This window comes from Pseudomonas sp. ANT_H4 (assembly GCF_008369295.1).
Taxonomy (GTDB): Bacteria; Pseudomonadota; Gammaproteobacteria; order Pseudomonadales; family Pseudomonadaceae; genus Aquipseudomonas.
The window spans coordinates 101,839-114,649 of the sequence record NZ_VOBG01000011.1 but is presented as its reverse complement, the minus strand read 5'-3'; the positions used below and the strand labels follow the sequence as shown (position 1 = coordinate 114,649).

Sequence of the window (12,811 nt, the reverse complement as noted above, 5' to 3'; positions counted from 1 at the left end):
TGGCTAAAAGCAGACCGTAGGTTTGGCCAGTCAACGGGGCTCATTGAGCGCCGCTCTTTTCCTGTTCAAGCCGACAAACAGGGGGGCAATGAAACGGGAAATCGTAGGCTAAGGCGCGAAGTTTTCGTGGCTATCTATTCCATGCAGCGAATCGATCAGCGGGCAGCTAACCGTCCCGTGGCTCGCGCAACAGTCATCAACCAACTGCGCCAGGACCAACTCGATCCGCCGCAGATCCGCAAGTTTCCCCCGCACGTCTTCGAGCTTCTGCTCGGCGTGCACACGCGCATCATTGCAGTGCGTACCGTCATCGAGCCGCAACAGTCCGGCCACTTCATCGAGGCTGAAGCCCAGCCGTTGTGCGGACTTCACGAATTTCACCCGTGCAATATCCGCCTCGCCGTAGCGACGAATGCTGCCGTAGGGCTTGTCCGGTTCGGGCAACAGCCCTTTGCGTTGATAGAACCGAATGGTTTCCACGTTAACCCCGGCTGCCTTGGCAAAGACGCCAATGGTCAGGCTTTCCGCAGTGTTTTTCATACCGCTTGACTCCGTACCTGACTACGGAAATAACCTTAACCCATCGATCAAACATTCGAAAGGTTGAACCCATGTCTGAATCACAAAAGGGCCGTGGTGCACTCCTCGCTGGAGGTCTGGCGGCGATCCTTGCGTCCACCTGCTGCCTGGGCCCGCTGGTGCTAATTGCCCTGGGCTTCAGCGGCGCCTGGATCGGTAATCTCACCGTTCTGGAGCCCTACCGCCCGTTTTTCATCGGCGCGGCATTGTTGGCGCTGTTCTTCGCTTACCGGCGCATTTTCCGCCCGGCTCAAGCCTGCAAACCCGGTGAGACCTGCGCAATTCCGCAGGTACGAACTACCTACAAGTTCATTTTCTGGCTCGTGATGGCACTCGTGCTGGTCGCGCTCGGTTTCCCCTACATCCTCCCGTTGTTTTACTGATCAGGCAGGAGTCTCCCATGAAAAAGCTGTTTGCCGCTCTCGCGCTCATTGCCGTGGTTTCCCCGGTGTGGGCCGCCATCCAAACCGTCACCCTGTCGGTACCGGGCATGACCTGCGCCGCCTGTCCGATCACGGTCAAGAAAGCGCTGACCCAGGTCGAGGGCGTGACCAAGACCGAGGTGAGTTTCGAGAAACGCGAAGCCATCGTGACCTTCGACGATGCCAAGACCAACTCCGAGGCCCTGACCAAGGCGACCGAGGATGCCGGCTATCCATCTACCATCAAGCAATAGGAGGAAATACCAATGAGAAATCCTCTCAATCTGTTCACGCGGATCGGTGACAAAGCCAGTTCCGTCGGTGTGCTGGTTTCAGCCCTAGGCTGCGCCGCGTGTTTTCCTGCTCTGGCTAGCTTAGGCGCTGCAATCGGTCTGGGCTTTTTGAGCCAGTGGGAAGGCCTGTTCATCACCACGCTACTGCCCTTGTTTGCGGCCCTGGCGCTGCTCGTCAATTCCCTTGGCTGGCTCAAACATCGGCAGTGGCAGCGAACTGCACTCGGCCTGATAGGCCCTGTCCTGGTCTTGGCTGCGGTGTTTTTGATGCGGGCTTATGGCTGGCGGAGCGGTTGGCTGCTCTATATCGGTCTGGCCCTCATGCTTGGGGGCTCGATCTGGGATCTCGTGTCGCCCGCCCACCCCCGTTGCGCCCCGGGTGCCTGCCCACCACAGCCAAAACAGTAATGCCGCAAAGAGACCCATTTGAGGAAGTAAACGCTATGACCACACTGCGAATCCACGGTATGACCTGCGCCTCCTGTGCCGACCGCGTCAGAGATGCTCTGGAGGGAATCTCCGGCGTGCACCGGGCGGACGTCTCCTACGCCGGTGGGAAGGCCGAAATGACGGCCGACGCGGCTGTCAGCCGTGAACAAATGCAAGCCGCCGTCGAGGCCCTTGGGTATCAAGCGTCGTTCGAAGTCGCCTCGCTACAACCGCGCCCCGGCCAGCTCGATAAGGCGCTGGGCTGGTTGCGCAGCGACACCGAGGTCGGCAAAAACGGCGACGCGCTACACATTGCAGTCATAGGCAGCGGCGGTGCGGCAATGGCGGCCGCCTTGAAGGCGGTGGAAGCCGGCGCCCGCGTCACTCTGATCGAGCGCGGCACCATCGGCGGCACTTGCGTCAACGTCGGCTGCGTGCCGTCGAAAATCATGATTCGCGCCGCGCATGTGGCTCATTTGCGCCGCGAGAGTCCGTTCGATGACGGAATGCCCGCCACGCCGCCGACCGTCCTGCGCGAGCGGCTGCTCGCGCAACAGCAAGGCCTTGTCGACGAACTGCGTCACGCCAAGTACGAAGGCATTCTGGAGAGCACACCAGCCATCACCGTGCTGCGTGGCACCGCTCGCTTCCAGGACGGCCACACGCTCAGCGTCGAACTGGTCGAGGGGGGCGGGCGCGAAGTCGCGTTCGACCGCTGCCTGATCGCTACCGGCGCCGGTGCGGCCGTGCCGCCGATTCGCGGGCTGCAAGACACCCCCTATTGGACCTCGGAGGAGGCACTGGCCAGCGCCAGTATTCCGCAACGGCTCGCCGTGATCGGCTCATCCGTGGTGGCCTTGGAGCTGGCGCAAGCCTTTGCCCGGCTGGGTAGCCGCGTCACCATCCTGGCGCGCAACTCGCTGTTCTTCCGCGAAGATCCGGCCATCGGCGAGGCGCTGACCGCAGCCTTCCGCATGGAGGGCATCGACGTGCTTGAGCAGACACAAGCCAGTCAGGTGACCCACGCCAACGGCGAATTCGTACTGACCACCAACCACGGTGAACTGCGCGCCGACCAACTGTTCGTCGCCACCGGCCGCACGCCCAACACCCAAAGCCTGAACCTGGAAGCGGCGGGTGTACTGTTGGATGAACGCGGCGCCATTCAGATCGATCAGGGCATGCGCAGTAGCGCAGTGGATATCTATGCAGCCGGCGACTGCACCAACCAGCCGCAGTTCGTCTACGTCGCGGCGGCGGCTGGCACCCGTGCGGCGATCAACATGACCGGCGGCGAAGCTACGCTTAATCTCGATGCCATGCCGGCGGTGGTGTTCACCGATCCGCAGGTGGCCACCGTCGGTTACAGCGAAGCGGAAGCACAGCGCGCAGGCCTCGAAACCGACAGTCGCACGCTGAGCCTGGACAACGTGCCGCGTGCGCTGGCCAACTTCGACACGCGAGGGTTCATCAAGCTGGTCGCCGAAGCGGGTTCTGGTCGGTTGCTCGGCGTGCAGGCGGTGGCCCCGGAAGCGGGCGAGCTGATTCAGACGGCGGTGCTGGCTATTCGCAACCGCATGACCGTGCAGGAGCTGGCCGACCAGTTGTTCCCCTACCTAACCATGGTCGAGGGCCTGAAGCTCGCGGCGCAGACTTTCACCAAGGACGTAAAGCAATTGTCCTGCTGCGCTGGATGAATGGAGAGCACCATGAAATTTGCCCGCTACATTACCGAGATCGCCGAACGTCTCACCCCGACCAACCGGCCCAAAGGTTTTGCGGAGTTCTTGGTCGCGCTACTGGGTGAACTTGCCAAGGGACGCCCGATTTCGCGAACTACGCTTGCCAGGACTCTTGGCTGGCCCGCTGAGCAAGTGGCGGCTGTGCTCGAACAAGCCACCAGTACCGAATACGACAACGATGGGAACATCATCGGCTATGTCCTCACCTTGCGCGAGACGTCGCATGTCTTGGAAATTGACAACCGCCGGCTGTATGCCTGGTGCGCGCTGGACACCCTGATGCTCCCGGCGTTAATCGGCCGTACAGCTCGCGTCTCGTCGCATTGCGCTGCAACTGGAGCACCCGTTTCGCTTACGGTTTCACCCAGCGAGATACAGGCTGTTGAACCTGCCGACGTGGCAGTGTCACTGGTATTGCCGCAGGAGGCGGCCGACGTTCGTCAGTCCTTCTGTTGCCATGTGCATTTCTTCGCATCTATCCCAGCGGCAGAAGATTGGGCCTCCAAGCATCAAGGATTGACTATCGTAAGCGTCCAAGAGGCGTTCGGCGTGGGCCAGGAGCTTAATCGACATCTGTTGCAGACCCTTCCAATGAGAACATCGTGATTGGATTTCGACTCAATGTCCTACGGAGTGGGCATCGGATTTCTCTTTCCGACTTTGATCCGGTGATCCCAGCCATCGCCAAAGTCATAGACCTAGCGGAATGTCCTTTTCCCGTTCAACGCTTTGATCAGAGTCTTGCGGGTCTCCGAGTTCACGGGAGGCCCCCATCCATCGGAGTCGGGAATACCGTAACTCTCACCAGCTATTTCAAACTCATGCAGATGGTCATCGTGCCAGCCCATTGCGATCTGGATCACCGCGTGCAATTTGCCTAAGGTGATGTTCTCGGGCACCGCCACACGGCGCCAGATGGCAGGTTCGATCCACTTCAATTCAATGTGCAGTAGCAACAAATCAGGTTCGGGTTTTGGCAAGCGAACAGTTTTGACCATGGATCAGGCGGCCTCGCAGAGTTCCGTGGAGGCGAGAGAAACGTTCCAGGGCAGCAGTTCGTCGACCCGATTGATCGGGTGGTCGGCGATGCGCTCCAGCACGTGTGTCAAATAGGCTTGCGGGTTCAGGTCGTTGAGTTTGGCTGAACCCACCAGGCTGTAAATCGCAGCCGCTCGTTCGCCGCCGGCGTTGGAACCGACGAACAGATAATTTTTTCTGCCTAGCGCGACAGCACGTAGCGCGCGTTCGGCAGCGTTGTTGTCGATCTCAATTCGCCCGTCATCGCAATAGCGCACCAAGGCCTGCCACCGATTGAGGGCATAGAGAATCGCACCGCCCAATGCCGATTTTTTCGACAGTTGAGTCAGCGTCTGGTTGAGCCACGCGTGGAGTTGTTCCAGCAGCGGACTGGCTCGGCTTTGCCGAACCACTTTTCGCAGGTTGGGCGGTTGCCCTCGAATCTCGCTTTCGATGGCATACAGGGCCGCAATCCGTTGCAGCGCCTCGGCGGCAAGTGGTGAAGCCAGGTCTTTGTAGACCTCGTAAAACTTGCGCCGGGCGTGAGCCCAACACGCCGCTTCCTCAATGGTGCCCGTGGCATATAGTTGAGCAAAACCGGCATAGCCGTCCGCCTGCAAGATCCCGCTGAAGCGCTTGAGATGCGCGCGGGGATGTTGCCCCTTGCGATCCGGCGAGTAGGCAAACCAGACCGCCGCCGGTGTCGCGTCCCCCGTAGGTCGGTCGTCCCGCACGTACGTCCACAGGCGCGCCGATTTGGTCTTGCCGTTGCCCGGCGCGAGCACGCCAATCGGCGTGTCGTCGGCATGGACTTTGTGTCCGCTCATGACGTGGTGCTCAAGGGCGTTGATCAGTGGTCGCAGCAACTGACTGCTCTGGCCAACCCAGTCGGCCAGGGTTGAGCGCTCCAGCTCCACGCCCTCACGGGCGTAGATCTCGGACTGCCGATACAACGGCAAATGATCGACAAACTTCGAGACCAGCACATGGGCCAACAACCCTGGGCCGGCAAGACCTCGGGCGATCGGGCGACTCGGTGCCGGCACCTGGGCGAAGTGCTCGCAGCAGCGGCAAACCCACTTCGGACGGACATGGCGAATGACTTTGAAACGTGCCGGAACGTACTCCAGCACTTCGGACACATCCTCACCTAAATGGCGAAGCGTCCCACCGCAGCCAGTGCATTGCGACTCGGGCTGATGAACGTGGGTTTCGCGAGGTAGGTGTTCAGGCAATGGTTTACGGCGCGAAACTGCGCGAGGTGCCGGCTCGACTGGAGGTGTCATTTCGGCTTGGCTGATTTGCAGCTCATCAAGGCTCAACTGGAGCTGGTCGATCATCGCTTCCAGTTGCTCGGAGCTGCGACCGAACTGCGTACGACGCAGCTTGGCGATCATCATCTTCAAGCGCTCAATCTCTGCGTGCTGGGCAGCGATCAGCGCCTTCAAGGCTTGAAGATCATTCGGCAGGGAGTCGGTCACGAGGGTCATGCCCGAATATTACTGGGGATTTTTTCAGCGCGGCAAGTCAGACCGCGAGGACGGGTGCTGTACGAATTGGCCGGCGCCAATCAATGCCCTCCAACAGCATCGACAACTGCGCGGTCGTCAGCGACACGCTGCCGCTGGTTGCTTGCGGCCAGACAAAGCGTCCTTGCTCCAACCGTTTGCAAAACAGGCACAAGCCGTCGCCATCCCACCACAACAGTTTGATCCGGTCACCACGCCGTCCGCGAAAGGCGAAGATCTGACCGGAGAAGGGATCGGCTTCCAGTTGAGTCTGCACCATGGCCGCCAAACCGTCGAAGCCACGACGCATGTCCGTGACGCCAGCGGCGATCCAGATACGGGTTCCAGCGGGAGGGGCAATCATCGCACTAACTGCTGCAAGACGAGTTGCAGCGTCTGCGGGTCTGGTGCTCCGGTGATACGCAACTTGGCTTTTCCTACCTCAACTGCGATCTCGGAATGACACTCTGCCTGTGGCTGGAAGACTGGCGGCAGATCCATTGGCGCCTCGATCACCTGGACTGGCAAAAACGAAGCACTCTGGCTGACCGGGCCGAATAGCCCTTCTTGGTATTGCTGCCGCCAGCGAAAGACCAGATTGGCATTGACGTCATGTTCGCGAGCGATCAATGACACGGAGGCGCCAGGCTGGAAGGTGGCCTCGACGACTTGGCGTTTAAAGTCCAGCGGAAAGTTGGGGCGGCGACCGGCTCGACGGGCTGGGGCAACTGTATCCAAGATAGTGTCCACTAAAAAATGGTGTCCACTATCTTGGCCAATTTGGAGGGCTGTCAGGAGAGGGTGCTGGCCGGACGGTTACGAATGTTAAAGCTACTCCCCTCAATGAACCCCTCTGGTTTTTGCTCAACGGCCACTGCAACCTGCCCCATACTCATGCCAAGGGCAATGAGGGAAAGCCCATAAAAGCTTTTATTATTCATGTAGCACTCCAGGCTATAGCTTGGCAGAGTTTCTATGTGAAATATTTTTATGATTATGGGAGTGCAGGTAATTTACCCTGCGTTCCGTCGTCGATAATTCCACATGGAACATAACTGTAGCGTGACCTGAAAATTACTTTTTTGTCAGCAAAAAGTAAGGCGTTGTTGAATTTTCAGTGAGTTTTTTTACGCGTTCCTGTATTTGGCTGGTAAGCGATCAACCGCCATGAGGGCAATTGCTTCCCAACACTTGGTATTCGATAGTGTTGAGCTTGCCACTCGAGTCTTCGTAGGTCATACGCGAAGGGACCAACCCACAATACTTAGCGGCTGTTGGAGTCACGCTAACCACTTTTGCGATATCGAGGTCCAACCCATACTTATAGTGGACAATTTCAGGCACGGCTTTACCGTTTTTGCTGGCATATTGCTCCATTGTTTGCTGATTCTCTTGCAACATCCGACCGTAGACGCGATCCCCTCCGCCTTCAGCCAAGGCCGCGGAAGAAGCTGCCAATATTGCAATAGCGATGCCTGCATTCAATATTTTCATGATTTTCTCCGCGCTCTAACTAATTTATAGTCAAATAGTAGTCCGCGATACCTGTCAGAAGGCTGCCGCTAACATTACTAATCTGTCAGGTATGATCTTTGCTCTGTTAATGGCATTCCGAGCGGTGCACCTATTGTGGTTTACGCCTCGTCAGCTAAATAGGCTCGGATGGTGTTAAAACCCATGCGAAACGAAATGCTAACCGACTAGAAGCTGACAGAAATGTAATATTAATTTCTATCGACTGTCCGCCGAGCGTGGCCTAGGGTGAAATATGAACCATTGGGCAGGCGCTAACTTGAATGCTATGAAACAGTATCTTGCGCGCATTACGCTTGGCGTTTGTCTGCAATATCCTCATCCGCGATCAGTCAAAAATGATCAGCTGTTTTTAATGGAAATTGTCGAATGCCGCTGCTCCCAGTGCCACTGCTAGCGTTGTCTTTCCTTGGATGCAATGGAGAACATAGCTATGAGCGACACCCCGATGACCCCTCGCATGGTCACTCACCAACACCTGCTGCCTTGCGTTGAGGCGTGCAGTCACTGCCAAAAAACCTGTCTGAATACAGCGATGACCCGTTGCCTTGAGGTGGGGGGTAAACACCTTGAGGCCGAACATTTTCGCCTAATGATCAACTGCGCCGAAATCTGTCAGACGTCGGCCAATTTCTTGTTGAGTGGTTCCACCTTCCACCACCACGTTTGCGAGGTTTGCGCCGAGATCTGCGAGGCCTGTGCCAAGAGCTGCGAACAGGTCGGTGATATGGAAGATTGCGTCAAGGCCTGTCGCGAATGCGCAAAGAGCTGCCGCGAAATGGCTGGTGCCCAAGGTTAGTCGATCCCCCATGCAGGTACAGAAATAGCGATATCCGTGCGCGGGGGCAATGGTATGCATGTGCCAACCCTCCGGCCTCTAACAGGAGATTCACAATGTCACAGCATATCAAGCACAACAGTTCTGGTCGGTTCACTTTGTCGATGAGGGCGGCAGCGATGGCTGTCGCGGTAATGGTAGCAGCGCCGACGTGGACCAATGCCGCAGAACCCGCGAAAAGTGAAACGATGCCGATGACTTCCGAGCAGATGGATCAAACGAAGATCACGAAACAACTGGGCGGCATGTCCATGACCGGTGATGTGGATTATGACTTCGCGGCCAACATGCGCATGCACCACCAAATGGCAGTCGAGATGGCGCAGGCCGAACTCAAGAACGGGAAAAATCCGGAGATGCTCCGTATGGCCAAGGACATAATTGCCGCACAGAAGAAGGAAATGGCTGAATTCGATCAGTGGATTAAAGCGAATGAAAAACCATGACTATGGTGATGCCAAAGTCGATCTGTGCGCTGCATCCTTGAAAGAAATAGCCGCGCCGGTTTGGACGGTAATTTGCTGCCGATGCATATCACCTTGAACTGGTAGTGGACGAAAACTAAGCTCCGCTTGGTCTATAGATCTCCAGAACCATTCGAGATAGGCCAAAGGTCAGAGGCACTGATCTGAGCCCGAGACGATGCTCTGACTCTGTCACTGCGCCTTGAGAAGCCCAATCGCTTGAGCGCGGTAGAGACATTCCGAGTCCAGAACGTGGGCCAAAGCGTTCTTTTCGGGCTAATTTCGATGACTGCATGATGGCCGGTACTGGCTAATGACGCTGGCGTCCGACAGCATCGGCAACAACTGGAGAGCCAGATGACAAGCAAGCGGGCTCAATGTCATGTGCTGGATTGCCTTATTGTCGGTGCAGGCCCTGCCGGGCTGACAGCAGCTATCTATTTGGCGCGGTATCGCCGACAGGTTCTACTGGTCGATGCCGGCCAGAGCCGTGCAGGGCTGATCCCGATCACCCACAACTATCCGGGTTTTCCTCTGGGTGTTTCGGGCGCCGAGTTGTTGACACGGCTACGCAAACAGGCAGAGCGCTACAATGTTTATGTCCGACGAGCCACCGTGAAAGCGCTATCAAAGCAAGGAGACGACTTCATCGCCGATATCGATGATGACCGCGTTGTGGCGTCGACTGTGGTTCTTGCCACCGGCGTTATTGATAAACACCCAGAGATACCCGACCTGCGTGAGGCCACTCTCGGTGGCTATGTGCGTTGGTGTCCGATTTGCGACGGATACGATGTCATCGACCAGGACGTTGCGCTTCTCGCCTCCGCCAAGGAAGGCTTCAGACATGCGCTATTTCTTCGTACCTACACCCGCCAGCTCACACTATTTGTGCAACCGGGTGGCAGAGAACTAGACAACGAAGAACGTCTCAGAATTGCACAGGCAGGCATCCGGCTCATCGAGGATCCGATCGCGCAAATCCGCATGATCAAAGGGCATCGTGTGGCGCTACGCTTGGCTAGCGGTGGCGAACTCAGTTTCGACACCCTATACCCGATGCTTGGCTGCAACGCACGGACCGAGTTGGCGAAAAGCGTCGGCGTAAATGTTGACAGCAATGGCGAGCTGTTAGTGGACACCGACCAGCGGACGTCAGTCCAGGGGTTGTACGCGGCGGGCGATGTAGTCAATGCGCTCAATCAGATTAGTGTTGGAGTCGCCCATGCGGCGACTGCGGCGACCGCGATACACAACACCCTCAAGGACAACTATCGCTGACAAGTTAATATCCAAGGACGATCTGCTTCGGCCATACGGCGACAGCAAATACTGCCAAGTGGCGACTTTACGGTGCTGGCGAGGTGGGGCTCGGACTGAGCCGTGGCCTTTACCTAGGGGGGTGGTCGGTATTGCTGCGCTGCATGGTGGTAGCGTTAATGACAACCTGGTGGCTCCTGCCTGAGAAGCCCCCGCACCTCATCGTACAACTCTGTACCATAAGACTTTCAAAATGACGCCCCGGGGGCTATGCGCAGACTTTTTACCGCTAGGAGGGATTCCCTTGGAGAACGCAGTCGAAGCCAATTGGCATGGACATGATTACCAAGCTCGCTTTTTTTGGATTTATGCGTCGGCGCTTAGAGATCCCGATCAGACCAATGTGATTGAAGTATCCTACGAAACGGATGGGCCGAAAGCGTGCGATGACATCATCGTTTGCTATGATCCGGGCAGACCCAGCTACGGCCCTCACCGGGTGGTTGTCGATTACCATCAGATTAAGTACCACGTCGCCTTGGGTGGACGCTTTGGGTATGAAGATCTCATCAATCCGGCTTTCATTGGTGCTAAGTCCTTTTCAGTACTGCAGCGGCTCAAGCAGCAAAGAAAGATGCTCCTGCCAATTTCGCATTCACACTCGTAACCATCGATAACATCTTGGACGGCAATCCTCTCCCAGACATTATATCGGCGAAGGACAATAGCCTGCGCTTCGACAAGCTACTCATAGGCGGTGAGGCGGGCATCAAGGCATCGATAGAATCTTGCCCGATGAAAGCTGCCGGCATAGCGATGATGGGGATGTGGAGCCGGACTGTTGCCACGAGATGGGCAGCCCCTCCGATCATGGCGAGCCCTGCAAGCCCGGTCAGGAGTGCAAGACCTCCAGCATGCTGCAAGTGTCGATCGTGAAGCCTCCCGTCACGCAGTCCAGCCCCATTGCGGTTTCCTTCTCCAGCGATTTCCTTCCCGTTCAAGCCCTTTCCGGGGTATGGCGACCTCCGCGCGTTTGATTCCTGTTCCACACTGAGTTTCATCCCGCACCGTCTGGATGGCTTGCCTGCATGCGCTAGAGCGCTGCGCAGTGGATCATCGCAGCAATCGTGAACATACACCCAAACGCTATTGCACAGGCTGGCCCGTCGTGGCTGCCCTGGCGGTGACCGTGCAGGCATTGCCCAACGACCGCCCCTGACACTCAATGAAGCCTTATGGTTGGCCGAAGATAATGCCCCTTCGCTGACCGTCCAGGCGGCCAAACTGGAGATCGGGTTGCCGGCGGCGCTGATTGCCCAGGTGGAACGCAGCGGTAAGATTCAGCCGATCTTAGCCCTCACCAGCCCCATACCTGAAGAGCGCCTGGTCCGAACATGAAGATACTGGCGACAGTACTGAGCGCGGCCTGGTCGCCGCGATTCGTGAAGGCGCCGTGCAGCGTGTTCGACCCAAGGCCATGACAGTGGTGATCATTGCCGGCCTGCAGCCGATTCTCTGGGGCAGCGGTGCGGGTTCCAAAGTGATGAAGCGGATCGCTGCACCGATGACCGATGGTGGGAGGGGTGATCACCGCTCCACTGTTGTCGATGCTGGTGTTGCCGGCGGCCTATTGGTTGATGCGACGCAAAGGGAGGAAATCAGCGTCCGGCACAGAAAGGTAACTGGGCTGCCAGGAACCCGGGTAACTTGGCGATGAGCACGGGTTGCCCAGTCATTTCGGCACTTGATTCTTATCTACAGCTATTAAGAAAAGCTTCTTACACCCTGCAATTACGAAGATGTAATTTTCGCTTCATCTTAATGACAGGTTCGCACGTTTATACTTTTACCACGTGAGCGGAGGAGTTGAACGTGAGTATCTTAAAAGCAGTACTGGCAGTTTCGGTTATTTCCGCCTCGTCCTTGGTAATGGCCGAAGGCGGCGGCGACCGTGTCTATGGTCGCATGATTCAGGACAACGAAAAGGCGATGCAGGAGTACGCTGTATCCCGCGGCAAGAACCCGCCCGAGGTAACCCACTATCGGTACGGCATGAAGCTGGACATCGCCAAGCTCGTGCATATAACCTCTACCGGTTCCAGCTGCGAGGTTATGCCGGTTCAAATGACCTATGAGGACTCCAACGGCAATCTGCAGATTCTTGAGTATCGCGAAATGGGGACAGCTTGTCGGAATCAAAACTGAACTGCAGATTGAACTTACAGAACGCTGACTGAAAAGTAACTTAAAGTCGCTCTGCCGTTATTTGGCGTGTGTGAATATGGTGTGAGCACACGGACGATGCCCTGCGCACTATGGCAATTACTACAAGAAACTTGACAGAGATCACACTGCCAGAAAACATAGGAGCGCTACATGAGTAGTGAAGCCCTGTTGGGTCTATCACTGATTGCTCTCAGCGTCAGTGCCGGACAGGTCACAATGGCTACTGAAGAGAAACCAAAAGGTTTCGTCGAGGGCTGCGGCCTCACCATTTTGAACCGCAATATCTACTTCAATCGCGATTTCCGCAAAGGGCAGGCGAGCCGCACAGGCAACGGCTACTCGGAAGAATGGCCTCATGGGATCATAGGAGGATTTGTGTCTATCTTCACCGAGGGCGCTGTGGGCGCTGTGGGCTTTGGGGGCGACGCCTTTGCGATGCTGGGCCTGAACTCGACTCTGGCGACGGGCAATCCGGTAGTGGCGGCTCCTGCCTGAAAGCT

The 12,811-nt window shown here is 57.1% G+C and carries 18 protein-coding genes and 3 pseudogenes; 13 read left to right on the top strand and 8 right to left on the bottom strand.

The window, feature by feature from the left end:
• Positions 1-108: 108 nt before the first annotated feature.
• A complete protein-coding gene (gene merR, locus FQ182_RS16150; protein ID WP_003425050.1) occupies positions 109-540 on the bottom strand; it encodes an Hg(II)-responsive transcriptional regulator in 432 nt (143 codons plus the stop codon).
• 71 nt (positions 541-611) lie between these two features.
• On the opposite strand from merR, the gene merT reads away from it, so the two are divergent.
• The 5 genes from merT to merB are packed head-to-tail and all read left to right on the top strand — an operon-like array spanning position 612 to position 4,071.
• The gene (gene merT, locus FQ182_RS16145; protein WP_003425049.1) at positions 612-962 is read left to right on the top strand and encodes a mercuric ion transporter MerT; all 351 of its coding nucleotides are present in this window, start codon (positions 612-614) and stop codon (positions 960-962) included.
• A gap of 17 nt (positions 963-979) precedes the next feature.
• Positions 980-1,255 carry a mercury resistance system periplasmic binding protein MerP gene (gene merP / locus FQ182_RS16140; protein ID WP_003425048.1) on the top strand — a complete coding sequence of 92 codons (276 nt, stop codon included), beginning with the start codon at positions 980-982 and terminating at the stop codon, positions 1,253-1,255.
• Between the two features lie 12 nt (positions 1,256-1,267).
• On the top strand, positions 1,268-1,702 hold the full coding sequence (gene merC / locus FQ182_RS16135) for an organomercurial transporter MerC (RefSeq protein ID WP_003425046.1): 435 nt from the start codon (positions 1,268-1,270) through the stop codon (positions 1,700-1,702).
• Between the two features lie 35 nt (positions 1,703-1,737).
• Positions 1,738-3,420, top strand: coding sequence for a mercury(II) reductase (gene merA, locus FQ182_RS16130; RefSeq protein ID WP_003425044.1), 1,683 nt, complete (start codon positions 1,738-1,740; stop codon positions 3,418-3,420).
• Positions 3,421-3,432: 12 nt separating this feature from the next.
• Complete coding sequence (merB, locus tag FQ182_RS16125; RefSeq protein WP_003425042.1) at positions 3,433-4,071, top strand: organomercurial lyase MerB; 639 nt, start codon at positions 3,433-3,435, stop codon at positions 4,069-4,071.
• Between the two features lie 92 nt (positions 4,072-4,163).
• Here merB and FQ182_RS16120 read toward each other — a convergent pair whose 3' ends face one another.
• From FQ182_RS16120 to FQ182_RS29825, 7 genes and pseudogenes are all read right to left on the bottom strand, one after another.
• Positions 4,164-4,463, bottom strand: coding sequence for a plasmid pRiA4b ORF-3 family protein (locus FQ182_RS16120; RefSeq protein WP_003425039.1), 300 nt, complete (start codon positions 4,461-4,463; stop codon positions 4,164-4,166).
• 3 nt (positions 4,464-4,466) lie between these two features.
• Entirely contained in the window at positions 4,467-5,972 is a 1,506-nt protein-coding gene (locus FQ182_RS16115; RefSeq protein ID WP_003425038.1) for an IS66 family transposase, read from the bottom strand.
• Between the two features lie 37 nt (positions 5,973-6,009).
• The gene (gene tnpB / locus FQ182_RS16110) at positions 6,010-6,354 is read right to left on the bottom strand and encodes an IS66 family insertion sequence element accessory protein TnpB (RefSeq protein WP_003425037.1); all 345 of its coding nucleotides are present in this window, start codon (positions 6,352-6,354) and stop codon (positions 6,010-6,012) included.
• Positions 6,355-6,550: 196 nt separating this feature from the next.
• A pseudogene (locus tag FQ182_RS30970) lies at positions 6,551-6,647 on the bottom strand (transposase); the annotation flags it as partial.
• A 134-nt stretch (positions 6,648-6,781) separates the two neighbouring features.
• Positions 6,782-6,931, bottom strand: coding sequence for a hypothetical protein (locus FQ182_RS29830; protein ID WP_178114470.1), 150 nt, complete (start codon positions 6,929-6,931; stop codon positions 6,782-6,784).
• Positions 6,932-7,148: 217 nt separating this feature from the next.
• The gene (locus tag FQ182_RS16100; RefSeq protein ID WP_092234816.1) at positions 7,149-7,484 is read right to left on the bottom strand and encodes a DUF2790 domain-containing protein; all 336 of its coding nucleotides are present in this window, start codon (positions 7,482-7,484) and stop codon (positions 7,149-7,151) included.
• 628 nt (positions 7,485-8,112) lie between these two features.
• Entirely contained in the window at positions 8,113-8,382 is a 270-nt protein-coding gene (locus FQ182_RS29825) for a hypothetical protein (RefSeq protein ID WP_159439627.1), read from the bottom strand.
• 35 nt (positions 8,383-8,417) lie between these two features.
• Here FQ182_RS29825 and FQ182_RS16090 point away from each other — a divergent pair, with 35 nt between their 5' ends.
• The 8 genes and pseudogenes from FQ182_RS16090 to FQ182_RS30960 all read left to right on the top strand — a co-directional run bounded on the left by FQ182_RS16090 (position 8,418) and on the right by FQ182_RS30960 (position 12,806).
• Entirely contained in the window at positions 8,418-8,807 is a 390-nt protein-coding gene (locus FQ182_RS16090; protein WP_235861011.1) for a DUF305 domain-containing protein, read from the top strand.
• A gap of 375 nt (positions 8,808-9,182) precedes the next feature.
• A complete protein-coding gene (locus FQ182_RS16085) occupies positions 9,183-10,106 on the top strand; it encodes an NAD(P)/FAD-dependent oxidoreductase (RefSeq protein WP_092234819.1) in 924 nt (307 codons plus the stop codon).
• 283 nt (positions 10,107-10,389) lie between these two features.
• A complete protein-coding gene (locus FQ182_RS16080) occupies positions 10,390-10,752 on the top strand; it encodes a hypothetical protein (RefSeq protein ID WP_092234822.1) in 363 nt (120 codons plus the stop codon).
• A 38-nt stretch (positions 10,753-10,790) separates the two neighbouring features.
• Positions 10,791-11,122 (top strand): annotated as a pseudogene (locus tag FQ182_RS30330) (hypothetical protein).
• A gap of 202 nt (positions 11,123-11,324) precedes the next feature.
• Complete coding sequence (locus tag FQ182_RS30965; RefSeq protein WP_268876935.1) at positions 11,325-11,483, top strand: hypothetical protein; 159 nt, start codon at positions 11,325-11,327, stop codon at positions 11,481-11,483.
• Positions 11,455-11,767 (top strand): annotated as a pseudogene (locus FQ182_RS16065) (efflux RND transporter permease subunit); the annotation flags it as partial. The gene FQ182_RS30965 and the pseudogene FQ182_RS16065, both read left to right, overlap by 29 nt.
• Positions 11,768-11,957: 190 nt before the next feature.
• The gene (locus FQ182_RS16060) at positions 11,958-12,290 is read left to right on the top strand and encodes a DUF2790 domain-containing protein (RefSeq protein ID WP_092234825.1); all 333 of its coding nucleotides are present in this window, start codon (positions 11,958-11,960) and stop codon (positions 12,288-12,290) included.
• A 171-nt stretch (positions 12,291-12,461) separates the two neighbouring features.
• Positions 12,462-12,806, top strand: a complete 345-nt coding sequence (locus FQ182_RS30960; protein ID WP_371923887.1) for an OprD family outer membrane porin — start codon at positions 12,462-12,464, stop codon at positions 12,804-12,806.
• Positions 12,807-12,811: the final 5 nt, after the last annotated feature.